We start from the raw sequence: 21,348 nt of genomic DNA, 5'->3' as shown, positions 1-21,348 counted from the left end.
CGTCTTCGCGTTCGTCGACACTTCCACCATGCTCCAGATTTACCGTGCGATTGCGGCGAGGGATAGACCGGCCCCGCCGCAGCCCCTTGCCAGGATTGGCGCGCTCAATCGATGTGCCCCAACATCATGCACGGTCGCTATTCCATTCTCGACGGGTCCGACCGCACGACATCTATCTCGCGAATCGTTCGGATTACGGTAATGCGCGTCGTCAGCGCTGTCAGCAGGCCGATGACGGCGATGATCGCAAGAATGCCGAAAAAACCGCTGAGGCCGATGCGGAACGCCCCGAACAGCGCCATCGCCTGGTCGCTTTCGGGCGTTGCGGGGGCATATCCGGTCCAGAAATTGGCCGCAAGGAAGACAAGCGCTGCCAGAACGCCGCCCGCGATCGCGCCCTTGATTCCGATGATCAGAAAATGGTTCTGGAACTGGCTGGCGACAAACCGGGCTTCGGCGCCGACGAAGTGCAGCACCTCCACGATATGCTGGTTGCCGGTGAGTGCGCCGCGTGTTGCGAACACCACGGTTAGCACCGTTGCGATGAAGACGAGGGCCAGCACGCATACGCCGATTAGCACGGTGGTGCGGGCCATGGAGACGAGACGGTCGACCCAGGTGCGGTGGTCGTCGAGATAGGCGGCAGGGACGGCCTGGGCGAGCGCTGCCCGCATCGCGTCGAAATCGGGTGGGTCGGAATGGTCGATCGTGACGATGACGAGACGTGGAACAGGCAGCTGATCGATGTCGAAATTGTCGCCCAGCCAAGGCTCCAGCAAACGAGCGGTCGCAGCGTCTCCGACGATCTGGGCGTCCCGCGCGCCGGGAATTGCCAGTGCAGTCTCACGCGCCGTCTCCAGTGCGTCCTGCATGTCGAGTCCATCGGCCGGCTTGATCTGGATCGTGATCTCACGCGAGATCTGGCTTTGCCAGTTTGCGGCCGTGTCCTGGATCATCGAGACCGCGCCGAGCGTCAGGCAGGCCAGAAACGCCATGATGGCGATCACGATGGTCAGCGCATTGGCCGAGACATTGGCCGGAGGCACGATCGGCGCCATCGCCCGCACCTGCAGTTGCGGCCGCGATGCCCGCTTGTCCTCCGCGGCTTCGTCGGCTCCTTCGGCCGTGGGGCGGGCGGGTTTTTGTTGAAGACTAGTCATAGATGTCGAGCCGCCCCTGCGAGAGGATCATGCGCCGCGCATCGATCTGATCCATCAGAGACAGGTCGTGCGTGGCGATCACCACGGCCGTTCCAAGCCTGTTCAATTCCATGAAGAGACGCAGCAGGCGGCGCGCCATCGGCGGGTCGACGTTGCCTGTCGGCTCGTCTGCCAGCAACAATTGCGGCTGATCGATGATGGCGCGGGCGATGGCCACACGCTGCTTCTCGCCGCCCGAGAGAACCGCCGGCAGGACGTTGATGCGGTCGCCCAGTCCCACCCAGTTCAGCAATTCCAGCACGTCGCGGCGATAGGTCGCCTCTTCCTTGCCGCGCACCCGCAGCGGCAGAGCGACGTTTTCGAACGTCGTCAGATGATCGAGCAGCCGGAAATCCTGGAAGACGATGCCGACCCGCCGGCGCAGCAGCGGGAGTTCTTCGCGCGGGATCGTGGCAATGTCGCGCTGGAACATGTTGATGAGGCCGCGTGTGGGCTGCAATGACATGAACAACAGCCGTAGCAGCGTCGTCTTGCCGGCGCCTGACGGTCCGGTCAGGAACTGGAACGACCGCTTCGGAATGTCGAACGTCAGGTCGCGCAGAATCTCGGGCCCCATCCCGTAGCGCAGGCCGACATTTTCAAAGTGTATCAACGCTGGGTTCCCAACTCTCGCAAACGCGATACCGATGCCCCAAGGGGCCCGACCCCAGATGGGTAACGCGATATCGCCACCGTCGCAATTGGCCCTCATTGCCCAAGCGTCGTTACCAAATCGTTAACCATTGGCGTTTACGCTTGGGAAAGGACTTCGCCGCCGCTGAATGAATCCCGCTCTTGCGACATTCAGACCCTGATGCGGGTCAAAGGCGGCAAATGCTTGACCGTGTCGGAGGAGAAATCGCTGATGTCGGTGTTCGCCCACAACCTCTTCGGCTTCGGCGTCGCCAATCCTTTCACGGCGCGACCCATGGCAATTGACATCATTCCCCCGGAACGCGGTGCGCCGATGCGTCTGCAGCCGCTTTTCCTCGATGACGCGAGAGTGAGTGATGCCGAGTTTCGCGATCTCGGAAAGTCCGTTGGGGTTCCAGGTGATGGGGAGCGCTTTCACGAGGTTCCGAGGCATTCCGCAGCGTCCACCCCTCAGCCAGCGCCGCGTGCCGATCGCTTTGCAGCCTCCCGCTTGTCCCTGACCGGACCTGGAATGTTTGCCGCCGGTGTTGTCGTGCTCTCGGCCGCCTCGTTCTGGCTTTTTGGTGGTCATGCGCTGGCGGGGCGCGCCGTTGCCGATCAACTGGCGATCAGTGACGTCGAAACGAAATTTGTCGAAGCCGACGGGCAGTGGCTGCTGGACGTCAAGGGGAAGGTGGAGAACAGGGGCCGGCGCGGAGCCGCCGTGCCGCTCATCCTGCTGGAAACGGCAAACGGGCGGGCAGTCGCCGTCGAGCCGGCGTCATCGCGGCTCGGCGCTGGCGCCTCGCTTGCGTTCGCCACGCGCCTGGCGCTCGGCGAGGACGAAAGCAGCCATCTGCGCATTTCCCTGGCGCAAGAGGCCGACCTGGCGCATCTGGCGTCATTGCGCTAGCCGATGAGCACGATCGTGGCCAAAAGAGCGGGCATGCAAGCGCCGGGGCGGCTTCCGTATGGCCGGGAAAGCGGCTAAAGCGGTGACTTCGTCCCGTTCTCCAGGAGGATCACCGCTTCATGCCCGTCGTTCGCGGAAAGATCATCGAGCCGCTTTTTTCGACCAACGCAATCGCTGAACGCAACCTCGCGATTGCAGCCGAAATCGCCGGCAAACCAAGACGCGACCTGCTGGTGGTGGCGATCCTGAAAGGCTCCTTCATCTTTGCCGCCGATCTCATCCGTGCCATGCACGACGTGGGCCTTGCGCCCGAGGTCGAGTTCATCACTCTGTCGAGCTACGGCAAGGGAACGCAGAGCCAGGGCGTGAAGATCATCAAGGACATCGACAGTTCGGTCGAGGGCCGCGATGTGCTCCTGATAGACGACATTCTGGAATCCGGACGCACGCTGCGGTTCGCCCGCGATCTCATGTATGAGCGCGGAGCGAACGAGGTCTCGATCGCCGTGCTGCTCGACAAGCATTCAAAGCGCGAGGGGACTCTCGACGCCGACCACGTCGGATTTGAATGCCCGGACTACTTCGTGGTCGGCTACGGCATGGACGTGGCCTATGCCTTTCGCGAACTGCCATTTGTCGGCGTGGTCAAGGGGGATGCGCCCAGCGACGGCTGAGCCGAGCGTGCCGGTGTTGGAAACAGCGGCAAATTTCACAGCTTGTCTTTACTCGACGAAAACCAATCGGTGGTTACCTCGGTGGCGGCTGGGCAGAAGAAACCGGCGAGCCAGGCGGACCGCATCGCGATCTCCTGGCGCAGTGGCACATGGAGATGGTGATGGCGAAAATCCTGCTTGCGGAAGACGAATCGGCGCTACGCTCCTTCGTGGCCAGAGCACTGAAACTGGACGGCCACGACGTAGAGGAAGTCGGCGACGGTGCCGAAGGACTTGATCGGCTCGACACCGGTCAGCGCTATGACTTGCTTTTGTCCGACATCCGCATGCCGGCGATGGATGGCATCGAGCTTGCCCACAAGGCATCGGGCATGGCGCCCGCGATGAAGATTCTGCTGATGACCGGTTATGCCGAGCAGCGCGAGCGCGCCGACGGCTTGGCGGCGGTCATCGTTGACGTCGTCTCCAAGCCCTTCAGCTTGCCGGAAATTCGCGCTGCGGTCAGTCGGGCTCTCGCTGCCTGAAGCTCTTCTCAGCGCATCGCTCAAGGCTGTCGATCGCGGCTATTGCAGATCGAGAAGCCGTTCGAGGTAGCGTTTCTCCAGTTCAGGGCTCAGCGCATTGCCGAGCCGGTCCCGGATGGCGTCGAGAATTTCACGGGCTCGCTGGATGTCGATCTCGTCAGGCACACGAACGTCGTCGCCGAAATCCGGTCCCTGCGTGGAGCGAGGTCGACCGAGCGGATCGGTTTCGGACCGGCGCATCTGCCGAGGGCCCTGGCCTTGTCCCTCGCCTTCGCCCTGACCCTGTCCCATGGCCTGCATCATCTGGTTCATCATGTCCTGGGCGCCCTGACGCAGTGCCTCGAGCGCCTGCCCTTGTTCGCCGACGGCCTGTTCGCCGCGTCCCTCGCCGAGTGAACGGGCGGCATCGCCCATCGCTTCGCCAGCCTGACCGAACCCTTCGCCCGGTTCGATCCCCAAGCCTTCAAGCTCCTGCTGCAACTGGCCCAGCTGTTCCTGCAGGGCTTCCTGCTGCTCGCGCAGGCTACGCAATGCCTGCTGAAGTTCCTCGGTGGTCATTTCTCCCGCGCCGCCGCCCTGCTGACCTTGCTGACCGGGCTGCTGGCCCTGTTCACCTTGTTGGCCTTGCTGACCCTGTTGTCCGGGTGGCTGCTGGTTCGGCATGCCCTGCTGCATGCGTTCGCGCAGCGCCTGATCCATGCGGAACGTTTCATCCATCAACTGCTGCTGCTCGCGCATCAGTTCGCCGAGTTCGTCCATCTGCTGGCGCATCGGGCTGTTGCCCTGCTGCTGCTGACGTCCGGCCTGCAGGTTGTCCATCATGCGCTGCAGTTCCGAGAGCATCTGTTGCGCCTCGTCGCGTGCGCCCTGACGCGCCAGATTCTCGATCTGGTCAAGCATGGAGTTGAGATCCTGCTCGCGCAGCAGATTGTCCATGGCGCCTTCAGGCAGTTGCATGGCCTGATCGCTGTTCTGCAGTTCCTCGGCGAGCGCCTGGAGATAATCCTGCATGGCTTCGCGCAATTCATCCATGAGAGCCTGGATTTCCGCGTCCGTGGCGCCGTTCTCCAGCGCTTCGGCCAACTCGCGCTGGGCATCACGCAGACGCCGCTCGGCAAGGGAAAGGTCGCCGTCCTCAATGCCGAGGGCGATGTCCCAGAGATAATCGGCCGCATCGCGCAGCATATCGTCGTTGAACGCCTGCTCGATCCGCGACCGCGCTGACTTCAAAAGCAGGAAATGGGCAAGATTGTCGATCGTCTCCTCCGGCGCGATCGTCAGCGCGTCATTGAGCGCCAGCACGTCGGGGACGGCGTTGGCGTCACGAGCCAGAATTTGCCGCTGCTCGACCACCGCGCGCGCCAGCGGCTCGCTGAAGCCGCGTTCCGGCATGACCATCTCATGTGATTCGGACCGACCCTCCTGCCCGGCAGCGTCCGTCGCGACGAGTGTGATGCGAATCTTTGTGCCGGACCACGGATGATCGGTGAAATCCTGGCTCGCGCGCCCCTCTGCCGTTCGCGCGCCACGGCGAGGCAGGCCGAGCTGGTAGTCTGGCGCGTCGTAGAGTGGGCGCGCGCCGGTGCCCGGTTCAACCTGCTCGATAATGGCTCGGGCCGCTTGCACGCCGTAATCGTCCTGCGCATTGAACGCGATTTCGAGCGCACCGTTGACCGCGCGGCGTGGATCACTGGCAAAGGCGATCGTCGGCGGTGCATCCGTGATGACGTCGAACCTCCAGCTGCGGTTGCCTTCGCCTGCTCCGGAAACTGACAGGCTGCCGCTTTCCTGCGCGCGCATTGCGTAGCTGCGGGCGGTTTCCTGGGCCGCCGCACCATCTGGCGGAGACGCGGCCGCGCTCTGGCTTTCAGCGACAGCCAGCCCCGCGGCCGCTTGCGCATTGGCCGCCTGAAAGGCGACCGTCTCCTGTCCGACTCCGCCGCTCACCCGAACGACGATCTCGCTGTCCTGCGGAATTGCGATCGGACGGCTGTCGTCCGCCTCGATCGCACTCAGAAAGATCGGCGCTCTCTTTGTATAGTCGGGCGGCGTTATCCACGCATCGATACGAGTGGCCGGCGCGTTGCTGACCGCATGGCTGACGAAAGCATCCGATACCCGGCCAGCCTGGTTGGAATGGGAGTATCCGAATGCGCAGACAAGAAGCAGCACGACGGCGGCTCTGAGGGCAAAAGGATCGCGCCGCGGCGTGTCAGGCTCGGGAAAGCCGACCTTGAGCGCCTGGATACGTTCGGCCATCCGTCGCCGATGCTCTTCCCAAAGTGCCCGCGAGAAGGGAGTTTCGCTCTCGATCCGGTCGTTCTGCGTGGAGATCGCCTGGTGGCCGATCGCGTTCGTCGCTTCCAGCCGACGGTCGGCAGCAGTGCGGTCGGGCATGCGAAAATGACGCAGCAGTGCGACGGCATAGATCAAGCCGCCGGCGAAAACGGCCAGCGTCGACAGTCTGAGCCAGTCAGGAACGCTGCGAAAGTACCCGACCCAGGCCAGCGTGACGAAAAGAGCGAGGAGTGCGAATGAGGGAAGCACCAGAAGCCAGAACCGCTCAGCCGCGATAACGGCAAGAACCGACAATCGCTTGCGCGCCAGCTTGGCCGTCAACGCGTCGGCTGTTTCGGTCAGACGAGTAAATGCCATCCGCGACTCCCGGTTCGCGGTGACAAGGATAAACGATTTTGTGTCAAAGACGAGGTGGGACACCAGAATGTGACAGGCGGTCCACCTTGGCCGATCTCAAAGCCAATCTGGCAGGCTGTCGAGGCCGATCAATGCCTCATAGGTTGGCCTTTGCCGCACGACGTGGAAGCGGTCACCCTTGACCAGGACCTCCGGTACGAGCAGGCGGGAATTGTAGGTGCCAGCCTGCACGGCTCCGTAGGCGCCAGCCGAACCGACGGCCAGCAGGTCACCCGCCTTTGGCCGGTTGATGTCGCGGTCCTTGGCAAGGAAATCGCCGCTCTCGCAAACCGGCCCGACGATGTCGGCGCTGATCCGGCCGCTATTCGCCGCTCCGATGATCACGGGACGAATCTCGTGCCAGGCTTCGTAGAGCGTCGGGCGTATGAGGTCGTTCATGGCCCCGTCCACGATCACGAAAGTCTTGCTGTCGGTATCCTTGATGTAGAGAACCTCGGTGACGAGGATACCGGCGTTTCCGGCGATCATCCGTCCCGGCTCGAAGATCACGCGGCAGTCGAGATCGCGCACGTGCCGCTTGACGATCTCGGCATAGGCGCTGGGCTCGGGTGGCGGTTGATTGTCGTCCCGGTACGGAATGCCGAGCCCGCCGCCAAGATCGACATGCTCGATCGTATGGCCGTCGGCGCGCAGCGTCTCGACGAGGTCGCGTAGCAGGCGAAACGCATCGTCATAAGGTTGCAACTCGGTGATCTGGCTTCCGATATGCATGTCGATGCCAACAACGCGAATGCCGGCCAGCGTTGCCGCGTGACCATAGACCCGACGGGCTTCGCGCCACGATATGCCGAATTTGTCGTCCTTCTTTCCGGTCGAGATCTTGGCATGTGTGCGCGCATCCACATCGGGATTGATGCGGAAGGAAATCGGCGCGACCTGGCCGGCGGCGAGCGCGCAGTCGTTCACGCGTTCCAGTTCCGGCTCGGATTCGATGTTGAAGCAATGAATGCCGGCATCAAGCGCGAATTCGATCTCGCCGCGGGTCTTGCCGACGCCCGAGAACATGATTTTTTCGGCGGGAATGCCGGCCGCCAGCGCCCGTCGCAGTTCGCCCTCGGAGACGACGTCGACGCCGGATCCGAGGTCGGCCAGCGTCTTGAGGACCGCCTGGTTGGAGTTCGCCTTCATCGCATAGCACACGAGCGCATCGATATCGGCGAACGCTTCGGCGAAGACGGTGTAGTGCCGGGTGAGGGTGGCTGTCGAATAGCAGTAGAACGGTGTGCCCACAGCCGCGGCGATCGCGGGGATCGCCACCTCTTCGGCGTGAAGCACGCCGTCCTTGTAGTCGAAATGATTCAAGGCTGGTCCTCAGTCGATCAGGGGATCGAGGATGAAGCGCCGTTCAGGCGCTTGCGGCGGTGTGTCCTGGTCGGCGTCGGCGTTGGAAAAGCCGCCCGCGATCGTGCCGCTCTGCGCGCTTGCAGAAACGCCCGGGCGCTCGAGCGGACCCTTGCGGCCGCAGGCCGAAAGTGCCATTGCCGCCGCAAGCAGGACCAGAAGGCCCGTCGTCAGCGATCGCGTCCTATTCCTTGCTATCATGGTCGATACTCCGTGCTGCTGCGAACCGTGCTGTGGACCGCGTATTCCTTAGCGGCTTTGGCAGCCGGTTGCACCATGGCTTCAGCCCATCCGCTCACGCCACCATGCAATCTGGCGACGCACATTGGCCGGGGCGGTTCCGCCAAATGAGGTGCGGCTGGCAACCGAAGCATCGACCGTCAGCACGTCGAAGACGGCGGGCGTGATGGCATCGTTGATGGACCGCAGCGCATCGAGTGACAGCTCGCCAAGCGTGCATCCCTCCCGGTCGGCCATGGCCACGGCCCTTCCCGTGACGTGATGGGCCTCGCGAAACGGCAATCCGGCTTCGCGCACCAGCCAGTCGGCAAGGTCGGTCGCAGTCGCATGACCGGATCCAGCGGCATGACGCATCGCCGTCGCGTTCACTTTGAGATCGCGGACCATCCCGGCCATTGCCGCAAGCCCGAGATCGAGGCTTTCCGCAGCGTCGAAGACCTGCTCCTTGTCCTCCTGCATGTCCTTGGAATAGGCAAGAGGCAGGCCTTTCATGACGGTCAGCAGCGCGATCAGCGCGCCGTTTACGCGGCCGGTCTTGGCGCGCACCAGTTCGGCCGCGTCTGGATTCTTCTTCTGCGGCATGATCGACGAGCCGGTTGAGAAGGCGTCGGAGAGCCGAACGAAATTGAACTGCGGGGTCGACCAGATGACGATCTCCTCGGCCAGCCGCGACAGATGCGTGGCAGTTATGGCCGCAATCGACAGGAATTCCAGCGCGAAATCGCGGTCAGAGACCGTATCGATCGAGTTGCGCGTCGGCTCGCGAAACCCGAGGGCTTCGGCTGTTTGATGCCGATCGATGGCGAAGCCGGTGCCGGCAAGCGCGGCCGCGCCGAGCGGGCATTCGTCCAGCCGTGCGATCGCGTCCCTGACACGAGAAAGGTCGCGGCCGAACATCTCGACATAGGCAAGGCAATGGTGCCCGAACGTCACGGGCTGCGCCGTCTGCAGATGGGTGAAGCCGGGCATCACCGTTTCGGCGTGCTCCTCTGCCCGATCCAGGAACGCGGCGATGAGGTCGGTGAGCGCAGCTTCCGTCCGTCCCAGTTCTTCCTTGACCCAGAGCCGGAAATCGAGGGCCACCTGGTCGTTGCGCGAGCGGGCCGTGTGCAGGCGTCCGGCAGCAGGACCGACGAGCTCGGCAAGCCGCGCCTCGATGTTCATGTGAATGTCTTCGAGCCGGCGGGAAAAGGTGAACGTATCGGCTTCGATCTCATCGCGGATCGTCTTAAGCCCATGCGTGATCGTGTCGCGGTCCTCGGCCGAAATTATGCCGGTTTCGGCCAGCATTTCCGCATGAGCGAGCGAACCTGCAATATCCTGGGCGTAAAGCTTGCGGTCGAAATCGATCGAGGCGTTGATCTCTTCCATGATTGCGGCCGGACCCGAGGCAAAACGTCCGCCCCACATCTGGTTCGAGGATTTGCTATCGGCGGTCTTGTCCGGCATGAGAAGCCCGTTGTCTTGAATGAGGATCATCGAGGAATGCACAGCCTCTCCACCGCGAAGTTGGCGATGATCGCCGTTGTCCTCGGTCTCGTGGCCGGTGCCGGGGCGGTATACGTGAAGGGAAGCGCCTCTGGCAATGATCCCGCCCCTCCGATGAGCGAGATGCCCGTCGCATCCGCCGATGTCGAACAGGGTTCCTGCCCGGCCACGAACGAGCAGGTCGCGGCGCTTACGCCGCTTGCAACCGGCGAAGTGGCCGCAATGGCGCCGCAGGAGGAGCCCGCGTCGATGGCTGGTCTGGCCTTCAAGGCGCCGGATGGATCCGACGTCTCGATCGAGGATTTCTCCGGTCGCACCCTGCTCGTCAATCTCTGGGCGACCTGGTGCGCGCCGTGCCGAGAAGAGATGCCGGCCCTCGAGACGCTTCAGCAGACTGCCGGCGGAGAGGCCTTCGAGGTCGTCACGATCAACATCGACACCGGCGATGATGAAAAGCCGCGGGCTTTTCTGGAGGAGATCGGCGTCGAGCATCTGCCGCTGTACAGGGATGCGTCGATGGGTGTCTTCAATGACCTCAAGCGCCAGGGTTTCGCATTCGGACTGCCGGTCACTCTGCTTGTCGACGAAACGGGCTGTCTTCTTGCCGCAATGAACGGACCGGCCGAATGGGCGAGCGACGATGCGCTGAGACTGGTCGAGGCCGCAAAGGGAATCTAGACCGCCGCCGTGCAAGAGCGAGGCGCTTTAGCGGGTCGGCACCGGCGTGTCGCCGCGATAGTCGTAGAACCCGCGGCCCGACTTGCGGCCGAGCCAGCCGGCCTCGACATATTTCACCAGGAGCGGGCAGGGCCGATACTTGGAATCGGCAAGCCCATCATAAAGCACCTGCATGATCGACAAGCAGGTGTCGAGGCCGATGAAGTCGGCAAGCTGAAGCGGACCCATCGGATGGTTCGCGCCGAGCTTCATCGCGGTGTCGATCGCCTCGACGGTGCCGACGCCTTCGTAGAGCGTGTAGATCGCCTCGTTGATCATCGGCAACAGGATGCGATTGACGATGAAGGCGGGAAAATCCTCTGCCACGGTGATCGTCTTGTCGAGTGAAGCGATGAACGCGTTGGCGGATTTGAACGTCACGTCCTCGGTCGCGATGCCGCGCACGAGTTCCACGAGTTTCATGACCGGCACGGGGTTCATGAAGTGCATGCCGATGAAGCGCTCGGGCCGGTCCGTCGCCGAGGCAAGGCGTGTGATCGAGAGCGACGAGGTATTGGTGGCGAGGATTGCCTCGGGATTGAGCACCGGACAAAGCTGCTGGTAGATCTTGCGTTTGACCGTCTCGTCTTCCGTCACCGCCTCGATGACGAGATCCATGGAAGCCAGGTCGTCGACGCCGGGCGCCGCCGTTATGCGTTCCAGGGCGGAAGCGCGCTCGGCTTCACTCAATTTGGAAGATGAGACCTGGCGAGCCAGATTGCCATTGATCGTCGCCAGCCCGGCCTCGACCTTGTCCTCGGTCACGTCATGCAGCCTGACATCGTAGCCGGCAACGGCGCAGACCTGTGCGATCCCGCACCCCATCTGGCCTGCGCCCACGATGCCGACGCTACGAATTGTGCTGCTCATCTTATCGCTTTTCCGCGGTGCCCGATTTTTGACAAGAAGCATCTAGCGTGGCCGGATGCATCACGTCCAGACCGGCCACGCGCATTTCGACGAAAGGCCGCGGATCAGAGCTTTTTCTGCAGTTCCGGCAGTGCCTCGAAGAGATCTGCGACGAGGCCGTAATCGGCAACTTGGAAGATCGGTGCTTCCTCGTCCTTGTTGATCGCGACGATGACCTTGGAATCCTTCATTCCCGCGAGATGCTGGATGGCACCGGATATGCCGCAGGCGATGTAGAGGTCCGGGGCGACGACCTTGCCGGTCTGGCCCACCTGCCAGTCATTGGGTGCATAGCCCGCATCGACGGCAGCGCGCGACGCGCCGACCGCTGCGCCGAGCTTGTCGGCGACGGGAAGCATGACCTCTTCGAACTTTTCCTTGGAGCCGAGCGCACGGCCGCCGGAGATGATGATCTTCGCCGAGGTCAGTTCGGGCCGGTCGCTCTCGGCGATCGCCTCCTTGACGAAGGTGGAGACGGCCGGATCGTCTGCCGCATCGACGCTTTCCACGGAGGCACCGCCGCCTTCCCCAGCCGCCTGGAACGAAGCGGTGCGCACTGTGATCACCTTCTTGGCCTCATCGGTCTTGACCGTCTGAATGGCGTTGCCGGCATAGATCGGACGCTTGAAGGTCGATGCGTCGACGACCTCGATGATGTCGGAAATCTGCATGACGTCGAGAAGCGCTGCGACACGCGGCAGCACATTCTTGCCCATCGTGGTCGACGGTGCGATCACGGTGTCGTAGGCGGCGGCGAGCTTGGCGACAAGCGCAGCGAGCGGCTCGGCCAGGCGATGCTCCAGGGCATCGGCCTCGGCATGCAGGACCTTGGCGGCACCGTCGAGCTTTGCCGCAGCATCGGCGGCAGCCTTGGCGTTCTTGCCGGCGACGAGGATGTGGACATCGCCGCCGATCGCCGCGGCGGCCGAAAGCGCCTTTGCGGTCTGGTCGGAAAGCGTTTCGTTGTCGTGTTCAGCGACGAGAAGAATGGTCATGATGTTCGGCCTCCTTAAAGCACGCCAGCTTCGTTCTTGAGCTTGCCGACAAGTTCCTCGACCGAGGAGACCTTCACGCCGGCCTTGCGGCCAGCCGGCTCTTCGGTCTTCACGATGGTCAGGCGTGGCTTGGTGTCGACGCCGTAATCATCGGGCGTCTTCTTGTCGAGCGGCTTCTTCTTGGCCTTCATGATGTTCGGAAGCGAGGCGTAGCGCGGCTCGTTCAGCCGGAGATCCGTCGTGACGATCGCCGGCAGTTTCAGTTCCACCGTCTGCAATCCGCCGTCGACTTCGCGGGTGACTGCCACCTTGCCGTCTCCCGGCTCAAGCTTCGAGGCAAAGGTGCCCTGGGCCCATCCAAGCAGCGCCGCAAGCATCTGGCCGGTCTGGTTGCAGTCGTCGTCGATCGCCTGCTTGCCGAGAATGACGAGGTCGGGCTTTTCCTCCTCGGTGATTGCCTTCAGCACCTTGGCGACCGTCAGCGGTTCGGTCTGGTCGTCGGTCTGCACAAGGATGCCACGGTCGGCGCCCATCGCAAGCCCGGTGCGCAGCGTCTCCTCGGCCTTGGCCGGGCCGATCGAGACGACGATCACTTCCTCTGCCTTGCCGGCTTCCTTCAGGCGAAGCGCTTCCTCGACCGCGATCTCGTCGAACGGGTTCATCGACATCTTCACATTGTTCAGTTCGACGCCCGAGCCGTCAGGCTTCACGCGGATCTTCACATTGTAGTCGACCACCCTTTTGACTGGTACGAGGATCTTCATTCTCTTCCCTCTTCTTGTCGGAAACGAAAGTGAGCAGATCGGCCATGAAACCGGCGGCCGGGCCCGCCATTTTGCGACATGGATACGCTATTTGGCACGAAATTCAATCGCGAGGGCCAGTCGGATAATGCATGCCCGATAAATTACGTTTACGTAAAAGTCAATTGCTGAGACGGTGGGGTAAAGATCTATCGGTTCTCGCCCGGCACCCACAGAACGTCCGCCTGGCCAGCGTCATTGGCGAAGCGTGCGGCCACGAAAAGGAGGTCGGATACCCGGTTGATGTAGCGGATCGCGGCGGCGTTGACGCGCTCGCCGTCCCGCTCCGCAAGCGCCGTCATCGCCCGTTCGGCCCGCCGCGCTATGGTGCGGGCAAGGTGCAGATGAGCCGACAAGGCCGTGCCTGCCGGCAAGACGAAGGAACGCAACGGTTCGAGTGATGCATTCAACCGGTCGATATCCTCTTCGAGGCGAATGACCTGGCTGTCGACGATCCGCAGTGGTTCATAGGCGGGCGGCTCATCGCCCTCGGGCGTGGCAAGATCGGCCCCGAGATCGAAGAGATCATTCTGGATGCGCGAAAGCATCCGGTCGAGGTCGGCATCGTGTGCGGCATGAAGCCGAGCCATTCCGATGGCGGCATTCGTCTCGTCCACCGTACCGAATGCCTCGATCCTGAGGTCATGCTTGGCGCGTCGCTCGCCCGTACCCAGTCCGGTCGTTCCCGCGTCACCCGTGCGGGTGTAGATCTTGTTCAGCCGGACCATGGCCTGCCTCCCGAATTCTGTTTGACTACCGGCCGCCGCCGGTCAGCCACAAGGTTATGACGATCAGCACGATGGCGACGAACTGCAACAGAACCCGCATCTGCATCAGCTTGTTCGACTTGTTGGCATCGCCGCCCTTCATCATGTTGAAAAGACCGCGCACCAGCACGACGGCGACGGCCGCCATGGCGAGAATGGCTAGAATGTAGAATACGGTTTCCATGGATGTGTCCGGCTGCTGAGCGTTGGCGGTGTCCCGCACATAGGGCCTTGAGGACCGATTGTCATGGGCGGCGGTCCAGCCACCCGCGTTGCATATTGTCGCTGCATCGCGCGATTTGCGATCAATCCTGCCGTGAAAGGAGATCGTAGAAGAGGCGCGCCGGCAACAGCCGCTTCATCGTCGCGCCGATCTTCGCCGGCCTCGTCACCAGGTAGTGGGGGCGCGGTACGGACGCTTCCAGCGCGTGCTTCAAGACGCTGTAGACAGCGTCGGGACCGAGTTTGGTGCGCGAGCGCACGCCACCCTGCTTCAATCGCGCGAGTTGCCGTTCATAGGCCTCACGGTGCACAGATTCCTTCGTGTCGATGAACTTCTCGACATAGGCGAGGGCATTGAGGGCGATCTTCGATTCGATCGGTCCCGGTTCGATCATGCTGACATGGATACCCGATCCCTTCAGTTCCATTCGCATGGTGAGGTTGAGGGCTTCAAGCGCATGCTTGGAGGCATTGTAGGCTCCGCGCCAGCGCATCGGTACCAATCCGAGGATCGAGGAGCACTGGACAATGCGTCCATGCCCCTGCCGCCGCATCAGGGGAACGACACGCCGGGTCAGGTCGTGCCAGCCGAAGACATTGGCCTCGAACTGCTCGCGCAATGCTTCGACCGGCAGATCCTCGACCGCACCCGGCTGGCTGTACGCGCCATTGTTGAACAGGGCGTCGAGCCGGCCGCCCGTGCACGCGGCGACGGCGTTGAAAACGGATTCGATGCTTTCAGGCTCGCGGTAGTCGAGGTAGAAGGCTTCCAGTCCTTTCTCCTCGAGAGCCGCTATGTCCTCGCCGCGCCGCGCCGTGGCGAAGACGCGCCATCCATCGCGTCGCAGCGCTGTTGCGCAATGGGCCCCGATGCCTGAAGAGCATCCGGTTACCAGAATGCTACGTATTTCTGTCATTGTGGCCCTCGGACATGTTCCTTCACCGGCGGTTATCTCCTATCGAGTGTGCGCCACTATTTTCGAACGGACGCATGAGCAGCATCTACAAGAAGACGTATCGGATTGCGCTCGACGCCTTCAACCACTTCAATGACGAGGATGGATGGGCGATGGCGAGCCATGTGGCATTGTCCACCATCATGGCGATCTTTCCGTTCATGATCTTCGGAACGGCGCTGGCCAGCTACCTCGGAGCCGACGCATTCTCCGAGACCGCAGTGCATCTTGTGTTCGATACCTGGCCGCAGACGATCGCCGAGCCGATCGCGCGCGAGGTGGAGAACGTGTTGACGCAGGAGCGTTTCGACCTTCTGACCATCGGTGTGCTGGCGGCTGCACTCTTTGCCTCGAATGGTGTGGAGGCGTTGCGCGTTTCGCTCAACCGGGCGTACCGCGTTGCCGATCGGCGAGCGTGGTATACGACCCGGGCACAGAGCCTCGGCTTCGTCCTCGTCGCGGCGTTCGTCTTCATGGCAATCAGTTTCCTGCTGGTCCTTGCGCCTCTTGCCGTGCGTCTTGCCCGGCAATGGCTTCCCTGGATGGAAGCGACCACTTCCATGATCGACAGTTGGCGCATCATCGTGGCGATCGTGGTCCTTGTCGTCGGGCTCGCCATATCCCACCTCTGGCTCCCCGCGGGCCGGCGAAAGCTCATCGAGGTGCTGCCCGGCGTCAGCCTGACGATCCTTTTCTGGCTCATCGCGGCCAGCATCTTCGCTTCCTATCTGCAGCGCTTCGCAAACTACGTTTCAACCTACGCGGGCCTGGCGTCGATCGTCATTGCATTGCTGTTTCTCTATATCATCGCCGCGATCTTCATCCTTGGCGCGGAAGTCAATGCGGCCATCCTGCGCTATCGGACCCTCCACGCCGACGAAGAGTAGGCGAGAAGAGGCCGCAAGGCTTATGGTGGAAAAGGATTATTTACCGCATTTCGCGGCAGCGTCTGCCGAACTGCCGGATTGTGTTATATTAGCGCCATCGAAAGAGGTCGAAGGTGCGTCCCATGACGATCGGACAGCTTTCTATTGACTGGTCGGTGATCTTCGCAGGACTTGCATTGATGGCCGGGTTCCTCGTCGGCCAGGCCATGCATTCTCTAATGGGCCGCCAAGGGTTCGGTGCCTTCGGCAACATGATCATCCTCGCGATTGGCTTCTATCTGGGCCTGACGCTCCACGATCATTCAAATCTCGGATACTCGGCGCTTGAAGTTCGTTTTGCGATCGGGATAGCCGGTGCTTTCCTCAGCCTCTTCGCTGCGGCTCTCCTGAAGCGTGTTCTGCTCGATACCTGATCCTCAGCCTACGCCGAGTTGCGATCGAATGTCGGAGGGTGTGCTTCCGCTGTCGCGAAGCGCCGCCAATGCCGTATCGTTGTCGGATTTGGAAAGCTTGCGGCCCGTCGCGTCTCTCACGAGCGCGTGGTGGCGGTATTGGGGCTCGGGCAGGCCAAGAAGCACCTGCAGCAAACGGTGCACGGCGGTGGCGTGAAAAAGGTCCTGACCACGTACGACATGGCTGATCTTCTGCGCGGCGTCGTCGGCGACGACCGAGAGGTGATAGCTGGTCGGCGTGTCGCTGCGGGCGAGGACTACATCGCCCCAGGCCATGGGATCGGCAGCAATGAGTCCGGTTTCATTGCCGGGCCCCTTCCCGTTCTCGCGCCAGGTGAGGCGAGTGCCCGTTGTTTTCAGCGCTGCTTCCATATCGAGGCGCCATGCAAAAGGCTCCCCGGCGGCGATCCGCGTGCGGCGCTCTTTCGCATCCAGATGCTTGTCGTCCGGCGGATAGATCGGTGCACCATCAGGGTCACGCGGCCAGGGCTGCCCGCCCGCCTCTGCCTCTGCGATCCGTGTCGAAAGCGCCCCGCGGCTGAGGAAGGCGGGATAGGCAATGTTCATCTCAACCAACCGGTCGAGCAATGCGCGGTAGGTGTCGAAATGCTCGGATTGTCGGCGAAGCGGCGGATCGAACCGCACGCCCAGCCAATCCAGATCGCCGATCATCGCCGCCTCGAGCGCCGGCGTGCAGCGGACGCGGTCGATGTCTTCGATGCGCAGGAGCAGACGGCCGCCTGTCTCGTCGGCCAGTGTCCTGTTGATCAGGGCTGAATAGGCATGGCCGAGGTGAAGCCGCCCGTTCGGGCTCGGAGCGAAGCGGAAAACGGGTTGCGATGATGCGGTCATTGGTCTGCATGATGAGGATTTGCTAGGACCGATTTCGCATCGAGGACAGTTCCGGGTCAATGACAGCACGACGTATCGAAACCATGGCGGATATCACCGAGGGCGTCGACGCTCTTGCCGCACTCGACCCAGGTCTCGCGGCCATCATCGAGCCGGCGGGCCTCATCCCCTTGCGTCGCCGTGGTCCCGGTATCGAGGGGCTGGCGTCCGTGGTGGTCGGGCAGATGGTCTCGCGCGCCAGCGCCGAGGCGATTTGGCGCCGCCTTGTGGCCGAAGTGGATACGGTGACGCCGCAGACCCTGCTGACGCTCACCGACGAGAGTGCCAGGACGGTTGGGCTGTCCCGCGCCAAGCGGGACACGCTGCGCGCTATCGCAAAGGCGGCCGTGACCGGGATAATCGATCTTGAGGCTGTCTGTGATCTTCCCTCGGATGAGGCAACGGCGCATCTGACCGCGCTCAAGGGTGTCGGGCCGTGGACGGCGGAGGTCTATCTTCTCTTCTGCGCCGGCCATTGTGACGTATTTCCTGCCGGAGACATTGCCCTTCAAACAGCAGCGGCCCGCGCACTCTCGCTGGACAGGCGGCCGGACGCGCGGGCGATGAGGATTTTGTCCGATCGCTGGAAGCCATGGAGGTCGGTCGCAGCTCGTGTCCTGTGGGCCTACTATGCAGGCCTGCAAAAGCGTCCCACTTCGCCGATCATGTGAGCGAAGCCTGGGGTTAATGGATCATAGGTTTCTGATTTGGCTTCACATTCCTGTAACATGGTGCCTAATATAGAGGAGAAGCGGACGAATCGATCAGGAGCAGATGCTTGACGATTGCAGTTTCACCGGAGGCCTTGCCGGCGCTTGTTTTGAACGCCGACTTCCGGCCGTTGAGTTACTATCCCTTGTCGCTGTGGTCCTGGCAGGACGCGATCAAGGCGGTCTTTCTCGACCGCGTGAACATTGTCGCCGAATACGAGCACGCCGTCTCGTCTCCGAGCTTCTCCATGCGGTTGCCGAGCGTCGTCTGCCTCAAAAGCTACATCAAGCCTTCGCGCCACCCAGCCTTCACGCGCTTCAACGTCTTCCTGCGCGACCGTTTCGAGTGTCAGTATTGCGGCTCCCCGGACGAACTGACGTTCGATCATGTCGTGCCGCGCCGCTGCGGTGGCCAGACGACATGGGAGAACGTCGTCGCCGCCTGCTCACCCTGCAACCTCAAAAAGGGTGGCAAACTGCCGAGAGAGGCAAAAATGCTGCCCAAACAGGCCCCCTTCCAGCCGACCGTGCATGATCTGCACAACAATGGCCGGCTCTTCCCACCCAACTATCTGCACGAAAGCTGGATGGACTATCTCTACTGGGACGTCGAACTCCAGCCCTGAGAACGAGCCGTAACGAGCGATCGGAAGAGGTTCGGGATACGCTCGACCGCGTGCAGCGCGATCTTGAGCTCGGCTTCCTGGCCGGGCGTCAGCGCATGCGCCTCGACCCGGTTGGAAACCGGGATGCCATCATGCAGATCACGTGATTGCTGTGCAAGCAGCAGTGCGAGAAGTTGGGCGTGCCCATCGAGGATCGCGCGCAGGTCCTCCTTTCCGCCTATATCGAGCGCCATCAGCCCTTCGATTCGCTCCTCGGTTCGCCTGACGCGCAGATCGTGCCGGATAGCAAGGGCACGGGCAAAGGCGACGATCGGGAACAGCCCGTACTTCTTCAGGTCGATGCGCCCCTCGACCAGGCGCAGTCGCCCGAAGAGGCCAAAGGGCGAGCCGAAATCGCCAAGGCGATCCCCCAAAAACTTGGCGAAGGGCGGGTGGGCATGACCGGCGTGGTAGGCGCTTTCAAACAGTGCCGCACCCAAAGCCTGGCTGCCGTGGACGGGTCTCATGTCGAAAAAAATATCGACATTGAGCAGGTCTTGAGGCTCCGAGCGGCCGATCCAGTGGTTGACCCGCTTGAGCCAGGTAGCCAGCGAACCGCGCCATGGCGGGTTCATCGCCATGACCCCACCTTTGCAATAGGGAATTCCGGCCGTGTCGAGCGCATCGGCAACGCGCTTGCCGAGTTCGGCGAACCATGCGTCGCAACCGCCCGCGGCGTCGTCCTCGTAGACGATCGCATTGTCCTGATCGGCTGCGAGAAGGCTTTCGCCGCGGCCGCCCGAGCCGAGAACCAGCAGCGCGTAGGCGCACGGTGGGGCCCCCTGGCCCGCCTCGACCATGGCCGCTTCCGCGAGCACGGCAGCGCGCCGCGTCAGAACGCGCAGTTCCTCCGAAATTATGCCTGCGACGATCCGCGCATCGATGCCTTCGTCGATCAGGCGTTCCGTAACCTCTGGCAGCATCGCCCAGGCGCGGGCCATCTCAGCCGAAGTGCGCGCCGCTTCGATCGCGTCGTCGAGGCGGATCGCTGCGCCGCCACGCAGCTTCAACAGATCGCGCGCCGAGACGATCCCCTTCAGCTGGTTGTCCTTGTCCCGCACCGCCAGATGGCGGATGCGGTGTCGCTCCATACGGCCCATTGCACGGTAGACGAACGCCTCGTCGGCGATCGTGACAAGCGGTCGGGACGCGATTTCGCCGACGGTGAGATGAAGGGCGGCAGGACCGGCTTTGGCCAAATGGCGCATCACATCGCGCTCGGTCAGGATGCCGTAATCCGACACCGCACGCGATTGCGCCTCGCCGCTGACGAGCACCGAACTGATCCGTTTTTCCACCATATCGGCGATTGCCTGTCCGGTGGTGGTGTCCGGCGGGATGATGGCAACGGGGTGGCTCATGATCTCGCCGACGCGATGGCGATAGGCGTAAGGATCGACATCGGCATAGAGCCGGCTCACCTGTGGCGGCGTGACGGGTGTCTCCCAGCCTGCGCGACGGTGATTGCCGAGTTGCTCCGTCAATTGGAGACAGGCGCGTTCTGCCTCCGCAAGGGTGCGGATGCCACGTTTCTCCAGCGATGGTAACAACCGAAGGAAGATCGCGGCCGCCGCGCGCGCGTCGCCGATGGCGGTGTGACGACCGCTGATGTCCAGCATGAGCCAACTGGCCAGCGTTTCGAGCGATTCGTCGGGAAGGGTAGGGTTGGCGATCGTGCCGAGAAGCCGCACGCAGAGCGAACGCGGCTGGCTCCAGGAGAACCCGGCGCGCTCCGCCTCACGTTTGAGAATCGCGAAATCGAAACCCACCGAATAGCCGACCAGAATGCGTTTGTTGCGGAATGTTTCGAATGCGCCATGCGCCGTGCCGATCGTCGGTGCGCCTGCGACCATCTTGCCGTCAATGCCATGGATCGCGGTGGAGGACGGCGCGATATCCATCGAAGGATCGACGAATGTTTCGAATGTTTCGCTCTCGCGAATCGCTCCGTGGCTAATGGCAATGCCCGCGATCTGCACGATGCGTGCATGCGCGGTATCGAGCCCTGTCGTTTCGGTGTCGAAGGCGACCGCATCGAGCGCCTTGAGCGGTATCGCGCCAGTCGCTGCTTTCATGACGCCGCCTCCCGGCCTGTAATTGTCACCAAGCAAGCAGAATCGCGCCGCGCCATCAAGCGCGACGCAGAAGCAATCCTCTCAGCGCGATGGCGGCCAGCCCAAGGCTTGCGATCACGTTCCAGCCGGCAAAGGACAGTCCGAGGAATCGACCTGCAGCGTCGTTGCAGGAGGGCGGGCGGGTTGCATCGAGTTGCGACAGCAGGCTGCCTGCATCGCTCGTGAAGCCGCCGCCACCGCAACTGACCGGCCCTTCCCACCAACCCCACTCGACCCCGGAGTGATAAGCGCCGAGCCCGGCCCCATATGCCATCAGCGCGAAGGCTGCCAGGAACAGGAGGCGCGTGACAAGAAAAGGCGCCCTGCCGAGGAGCGATGCCAGCGCCAGAGCGGCTATCGGAATTCCGATGTAGTAGGGCGTGCGTTGCTGCAGACAGAGCGCGCAGGGAATGAAACCGCCGATATGTTCGAAAGCCAGCGCGCCTCCGACGGTCACCATCATCCCGAAAAGCAGCAACGACGCGAGGAAGACTGGATTGCGGAGGGAGAATGTCATGATCATGATCCCTGCA

23 protein-coding genes are annotated in these 21,348 nt (G+C 62.6%); 8 read left to right on the top strand and 15 right to left on the bottom strand.

Annotated features, from left to right (window positions below; all coding sequences use genetic code 11):
- Nucleotides 1–137: 137 nt before the first annotated feature.
- Nucleotides 138–1,160, bottom strand: a complete 1,023-nt coding sequence (locus tag CN673_RS07690) for a cell division protein FtsX (protein WP_099865695.1) — start codon at nucleotides 1,158–1,160, stop codon at nucleotides 138–140.
- Nucleotides 1,153–1,812: a cell division ATP-binding protein FtsE gene (gene ftsE / locus CN673_RS07685; protein WP_198585942.1), complete on the bottom strand. Its 660-nt coding sequence runs from the start codon at nucleotides 1,810–1,812 to the stop codon at nucleotides 1,153–1,155. Before ftsE ends, CN673_RS07690 begins: the two co-directional genes overlap by 8 nt.
- 225 nt (nucleotides 1,813–2,037) lie before the next feature.
- On the opposite strand from ftsE, the gene CN673_RS07680 reads away from it, so the two are divergent.
- The 3 genes from CN673_RS07680 to CN673_RS07670 all read left to right on the top strand — a co-directional run bounded on the left by CN673_RS07680 (nucleotide 2,038) and on the right by CN673_RS07670 (nucleotide 3,943).
- Nucleotides 2,038–2,745: a hypothetical protein gene (locus CN673_RS07680; RefSeq protein ID WP_157928829.1), complete on the top strand. Its 708-nt coding sequence runs from the start codon at nucleotides 2,038–2,040 to the stop codon at nucleotides 2,743–2,745.
- Nucleotides 2,746–2,864: 119 nt separating this feature from the next.
- A complete protein-coding gene (hpt, locus tag CN673_RS07675) occupies nucleotides 2,865–3,419 on the top strand; it encodes a hypoxanthine phosphoribosyltransferase (protein WP_099865692.1) in 555 nt (184 codons plus the stop codon).
- A 161-nt stretch (nucleotides 3,420–3,580) separates the two neighbouring features.
- Complete coding sequence (locus tag CN673_RS07670; protein WP_099866082.1) at nucleotides 3,581–3,943, top strand: response regulator; 363 nt, start codon at nucleotides 3,581–3,583, stop codon at nucleotides 3,941–3,943.
- Between the two features lie 39 nt (nucleotides 3,944–3,982).
- On the opposite strand, the gene CN673_RS07665 is transcribed toward CN673_RS07670, so the two are convergent.
- The 4 genes from CN673_RS07665 to argH form a co-directional block, all read right to left on the bottom strand.
- A complete protein-coding gene (locus tag CN673_RS07665) occupies nucleotides 3,983–6,598 on the bottom strand; it encodes a TIGR02302 family protein (protein WP_099865691.1) in 2,616 nt (871 codons plus the stop codon).
- Between the two features lie 96 nt (nucleotides 6,599–6,694).
- Nucleotides 6,695–7,960, bottom strand: a complete 1,266-nt coding sequence (gene lysA, locus CN673_RS07660) for a diaminopimelate decarboxylase (RefSeq protein ID WP_099865690.1) — start codon at nucleotides 7,958–7,960, stop codon at nucleotides 6,695–6,697.
- 9 nt (nucleotides 7,961–7,969) lie between these two features.
- Entirely contained in the window at nucleotides 7,970–8,200 is a 231-nt protein-coding gene (gene lptM / locus CN673_RS07655) for an LPS translocon maturation chaperone LptM (protein WP_099865689.1), read from the bottom strand.
- Between the two features lie 81 nt (nucleotides 8,201–8,281).
- Nucleotides 8,282–9,688, bottom strand: coding sequence for an argininosuccinate lyase (argH, locus tag CN673_RS07650; protein WP_099866081.1), 1,407 nt, complete (start codon nucleotides 9,686–9,688; stop codon nucleotides 8,282–8,284).
- 36 nt (nucleotides 9,689–9,724) lie between these two features.
- Between argH and tlpA the strand changes: the two genes are divergently transcribed.
- On the top strand, nucleotides 9,725–10,405 hold the full coding sequence (gene tlpA / locus CN673_RS07645; RefSeq protein WP_099865688.1) for a thiol:disulfide interchange protein TlpA: 681 nt from the start codon (nucleotides 9,725–9,727) through the stop codon (nucleotides 10,403–10,405).
- Nucleotides 10,406–10,432: 27 nt separating this feature from the next.
- On the opposite strand, the gene CN673_RS07640 is transcribed toward tlpA, so the two are convergent.
- The 6 genes from CN673_RS07640 to CN673_RS07615 form a co-directional block, all read right to left on the bottom strand.
- Nucleotides 10,433–11,314, bottom strand: a complete 882-nt coding sequence (locus tag CN673_RS07640) for a 3-hydroxybutyryl-CoA dehydrogenase (RefSeq protein WP_099866080.1) — start codon at nucleotides 11,312–11,314, stop codon at nucleotides 10,433–10,435.
- A 104-nt stretch (nucleotides 11,315–11,418) separates the two neighbouring features.
- Complete coding sequence (locus CN673_RS07635; RefSeq protein WP_099865687.1) at nucleotides 11,419–12,348, bottom strand: electron transfer flavoprotein subunit alpha/FixB family protein; 930 nt, start codon at nucleotides 12,346–12,348, stop codon at nucleotides 11,419–11,421.
- A 14-nt stretch (nucleotides 12,349–12,362) separates the two neighbouring features.
- Nucleotides 12,363–13,112 carry an electron transfer flavoprotein subunit beta/FixA family protein gene (locus CN673_RS07630; RefSeq protein WP_099865686.1) on the bottom strand — a complete coding sequence of 250 codons (750 nt, stop codon included), beginning with the start codon at nucleotides 13,110–13,112 and terminating at the stop codon, nucleotides 12,363–12,365.
- Nucleotides 13,113–13,300: 188 nt separating this feature from the next.
- Nucleotides 13,301–13,879, bottom strand: a complete 579-nt coding sequence (locus CN673_RS07625) for a cob(I)yrinic acid a,c-diamide adenosyltransferase (RefSeq protein ID WP_099865685.1) — start codon at nucleotides 13,877–13,879, stop codon at nucleotides 13,301–13,303.
- 25 nt (nucleotides 13,880–13,904) lie between these two features.
- On the bottom strand, nucleotides 13,905–14,102 hold the full coding sequence (locus tag CN673_RS07620) for a twin transmembrane helix small protein (RefSeq protein ID WP_099866079.1): 198 nt from the start codon (nucleotides 14,100–14,102) through the stop codon (nucleotides 13,905–13,907).
- Between the two features lie 121 nt (nucleotides 14,103–14,223).
- The gene (locus tag CN673_RS07615) at nucleotides 14,224–15,057 is read right to left on the bottom strand and encodes an SDR family oxidoreductase (protein WP_099865684.1); all 834 of its coding nucleotides are present in this window, start codon (nucleotides 15,055–15,057) and stop codon (nucleotides 14,224–14,226) included.
- A 74-nt stretch (nucleotides 15,058–15,131) separates the two neighbouring features.
- On the opposite strand from CN673_RS07615, the gene CN673_RS07610 reads away from it, so the two are divergent.
- Together CN673_RS07610 and CN673_RS07605 are read left to right on the top strand one after the other, a co-directional pair.
- On the top strand, nucleotides 15,132–15,983 hold the full coding sequence (locus CN673_RS07610) for a YihY/virulence factor BrkB family protein (RefSeq protein ID WP_099865683.1): 852 nt from the start codon (nucleotides 15,132–15,134) through the stop codon (nucleotides 15,981–15,983).
- A 122-nt stretch (nucleotides 15,984–16,105) separates the two neighbouring features.
- Nucleotides 16,106–16,396, top strand: coding sequence for a hypothetical protein (locus CN673_RS07605; RefSeq protein ID WP_099865682.1), 291 nt, complete (start codon nucleotides 16,106–16,108; stop codon nucleotides 16,394–16,396).
- Between the two features lie 3 nt (nucleotides 16,397–16,399).
- Here CN673_RS07605 and gluQRS read toward each other — a convergent pair whose 3' ends face one another.
- On the bottom strand, nucleotides 16,400–17,287 hold the full coding sequence (gene gluQRS, locus CN673_RS07600; RefSeq protein ID WP_099865681.1) for a tRNA glutamyl-Q(34) synthetase GluQRS: 888 nt from the start codon (nucleotides 17,285–17,287) through the stop codon (nucleotides 16,400–16,402).
- A gap of 59 nt (nucleotides 17,288–17,346) precedes the next feature.
- Between gluQRS and CN673_RS07595 the strand changes: the two genes are divergently transcribed.
- Both CN673_RS07595 and CN673_RS07590 read left to right on the top strand, forming a co-directional pair.
- Entirely contained in the window at nucleotides 17,347–17,997 is a 651-nt protein-coding gene (locus CN673_RS07595; RefSeq protein ID WP_099865680.1) for a DNA-3-methyladenine glycosylase family protein, read from the top strand.
- A gap of 107 nt (nucleotides 17,998–18,104) precedes the next feature.
- The gene (locus tag CN673_RS07590) at nucleotides 18,105–18,662 is read left to right on the top strand and encodes an HNH endonuclease (RefSeq protein WP_099865679.1); all 558 of its coding nucleotides are present in this window, start codon (nucleotides 18,105–18,107) and stop codon (nucleotides 18,660–18,662) included.
- Here CN673_RS07590 and CN673_RS07585 read toward each other — a convergent pair.
- Together CN673_RS07585 and CN673_RS07580 are read right to left on the bottom strand one after the other, a co-directional pair.
- Nucleotides 18,635–20,776, bottom strand: coding sequence for a DUF294 nucleotidyltransferase-like domain-containing protein (locus tag CN673_RS07585; RefSeq protein ID WP_099865678.1), 2,142 nt, complete (start codon nucleotides 20,774–20,776; stop codon nucleotides 18,635–18,637). The two genes, CN673_RS07590 and CN673_RS07585, sit on opposite strands and share 28 nt — an antisense overlap.
- A 55-nt stretch (nucleotides 20,777–20,831) precedes the next feature.
- The gene (locus tag CN673_RS07580) at nucleotides 20,832–21,332 is read right to left on the bottom strand and encodes a disulfide bond formation protein B (RefSeq protein ID WP_245409827.1); all 501 of its coding nucleotides are present in this window, start codon (nucleotides 21,330–21,332) and stop codon (nucleotides 20,832–20,834) included.
- Between the last annotated feature and the right edge of the window lie 16 nt (nucleotides 21,333–21,348).

Source organism: Neopararhizobium haloflavum (assembly GCF_002750855.1).
GTDB lineage: Bacteria > Pseudomonadota > Alphaproteobacteria > Rhizobiales > Rhizobiaceae > Georhizobium > Georhizobium haloflavum.
This window is presented reverse-complemented; position numbering and strand designations above follow the sequence as displayed.

Excerpts from the sequence above, each read along its gene's own strand:
- CN673_RS07690 (WP_099865695.1), bottom strand. The coding sequence starts at position 1,160 with ATGACTAGTCTTCAACAAAAACCCGCCCGCCCCACGGCCGAAGGAGCC.
- hpt (WP_099865692.1), top strand. The coding sequence starts at position 2,865 with ATGCCCGTCGTTCGCGGAAAGATCATCGAGCCGCTTTTTTCGACCAAC.
- CN673_RS07670 (WP_099866082.1), top strand. The coding sequence starts at position 3,581 with ATGGCGAAAATCCTGCTTGCGGAAGACGAATCGGCGCTACGCTCCTTC.
- CN673_RS07665 (WP_099865691.1), bottom strand. The coding sequence starts at position 6,598 with ATGGCATTTACTCGTCTGACCGAAACAGCCGACGCGTTGACGGCCAAG.
- lptM (WP_099865689.1), bottom strand. The coding sequence starts at position 8,200 with ATGATAGCAAGGAATAGGACGCGATCGCTGACGACGGGCCTTCTGGTC.
- argH (WP_099866081.1), bottom strand. The coding sequence starts at position 9,688 with ATGCCGGACAAGACCGCCGATAGCAAATCCTCGAACCAGATGTGGGGC.
- tlpA (WP_099865688.1), top strand. The coding sequence starts at position 9,725 with ATGCACAGCCTCTCCACCGCGAAGTTGGCGATGATCGCCGTTGTCCTC.
- CN673_RS07640 (WP_099866080.1), bottom strand. The coding sequence starts at position 11,314 with ATGAGCAGCACAATTCGTAGCGTCGGCATCGTGGGCGCAGGCCAGATG.
- CN673_RS07635 (WP_099865687.1), bottom strand. The coding sequence starts at position 12,348 with ATGACCATTCTTCTCGTCGCTGAACACGACAACGAAACGCTTTCCGAC.
- CN673_RS07630 (WP_099865686.1), bottom strand. The coding sequence starts at position 13,112 with ATGAAGATCCTCGTACCAGTCAAAAGGGTGGTCGACTACAATGTGAAG.
- CN673_RS07625 (WP_099865685.1), bottom strand. The coding sequence starts at position 13,879 with ATGGTCCGGCTGAACAAGATCTACACCCGCACGGGTGACGCGGGAACG.
- CN673_RS07620 (WP_099866079.1), bottom strand. The coding sequence starts at position 14,102 with ATGGAAACCGTATTCTACATTCTAGCCATTCTCGCCATGGCGGCCGTC.
- CN673_RS07615 (WP_099865684.1), bottom strand. The coding sequence starts at position 15,057 with ATGACAGAAATACGTAGCATTCTGGTAACCGGATGCTCTTCAGGCATC.
- CN673_RS07610 (WP_099865683.1), top strand. The coding sequence starts at position 15,132 with ATGAGCAGCATCTACAAGAAGACGTATCGGATTGCGCTCGACGCCTTC.
- CN673_RS07605 (WP_099865682.1), top strand. The coding sequence starts at position 16,106 with ATGACGATCGGACAGCTTTCTATTGACTGGTCGGTGATCTTCGCAGGA.
- gluQRS (WP_099865681.1), bottom strand. The coding sequence starts at position 17,287 with ATGACCGCATCATCGCAACCCGTTTTCCGCTTCGCTCCGAGCCCGAAC.
- CN673_RS07595 (WP_099865680.1), top strand. The coding sequence starts at position 17,347 with ATGACAGCACGACGTATCGAAACCATGGCGGATATCACCGAGGGCGTC.
- CN673_RS07585 (WP_099865678.1), bottom strand. The coding sequence starts at position 20,776 with ATGAAAGCAGCGACTGGCGCGATACCGCTCAAGGCGCTCGATGCGGTC.
- CN673_RS07580 (WP_245409827.1), bottom strand. The coding sequence starts at position 21,332 with ATGACATTCTCCCTCCGCAATCCAGTCTTCCTCGCGTCGTTGCTGCTT.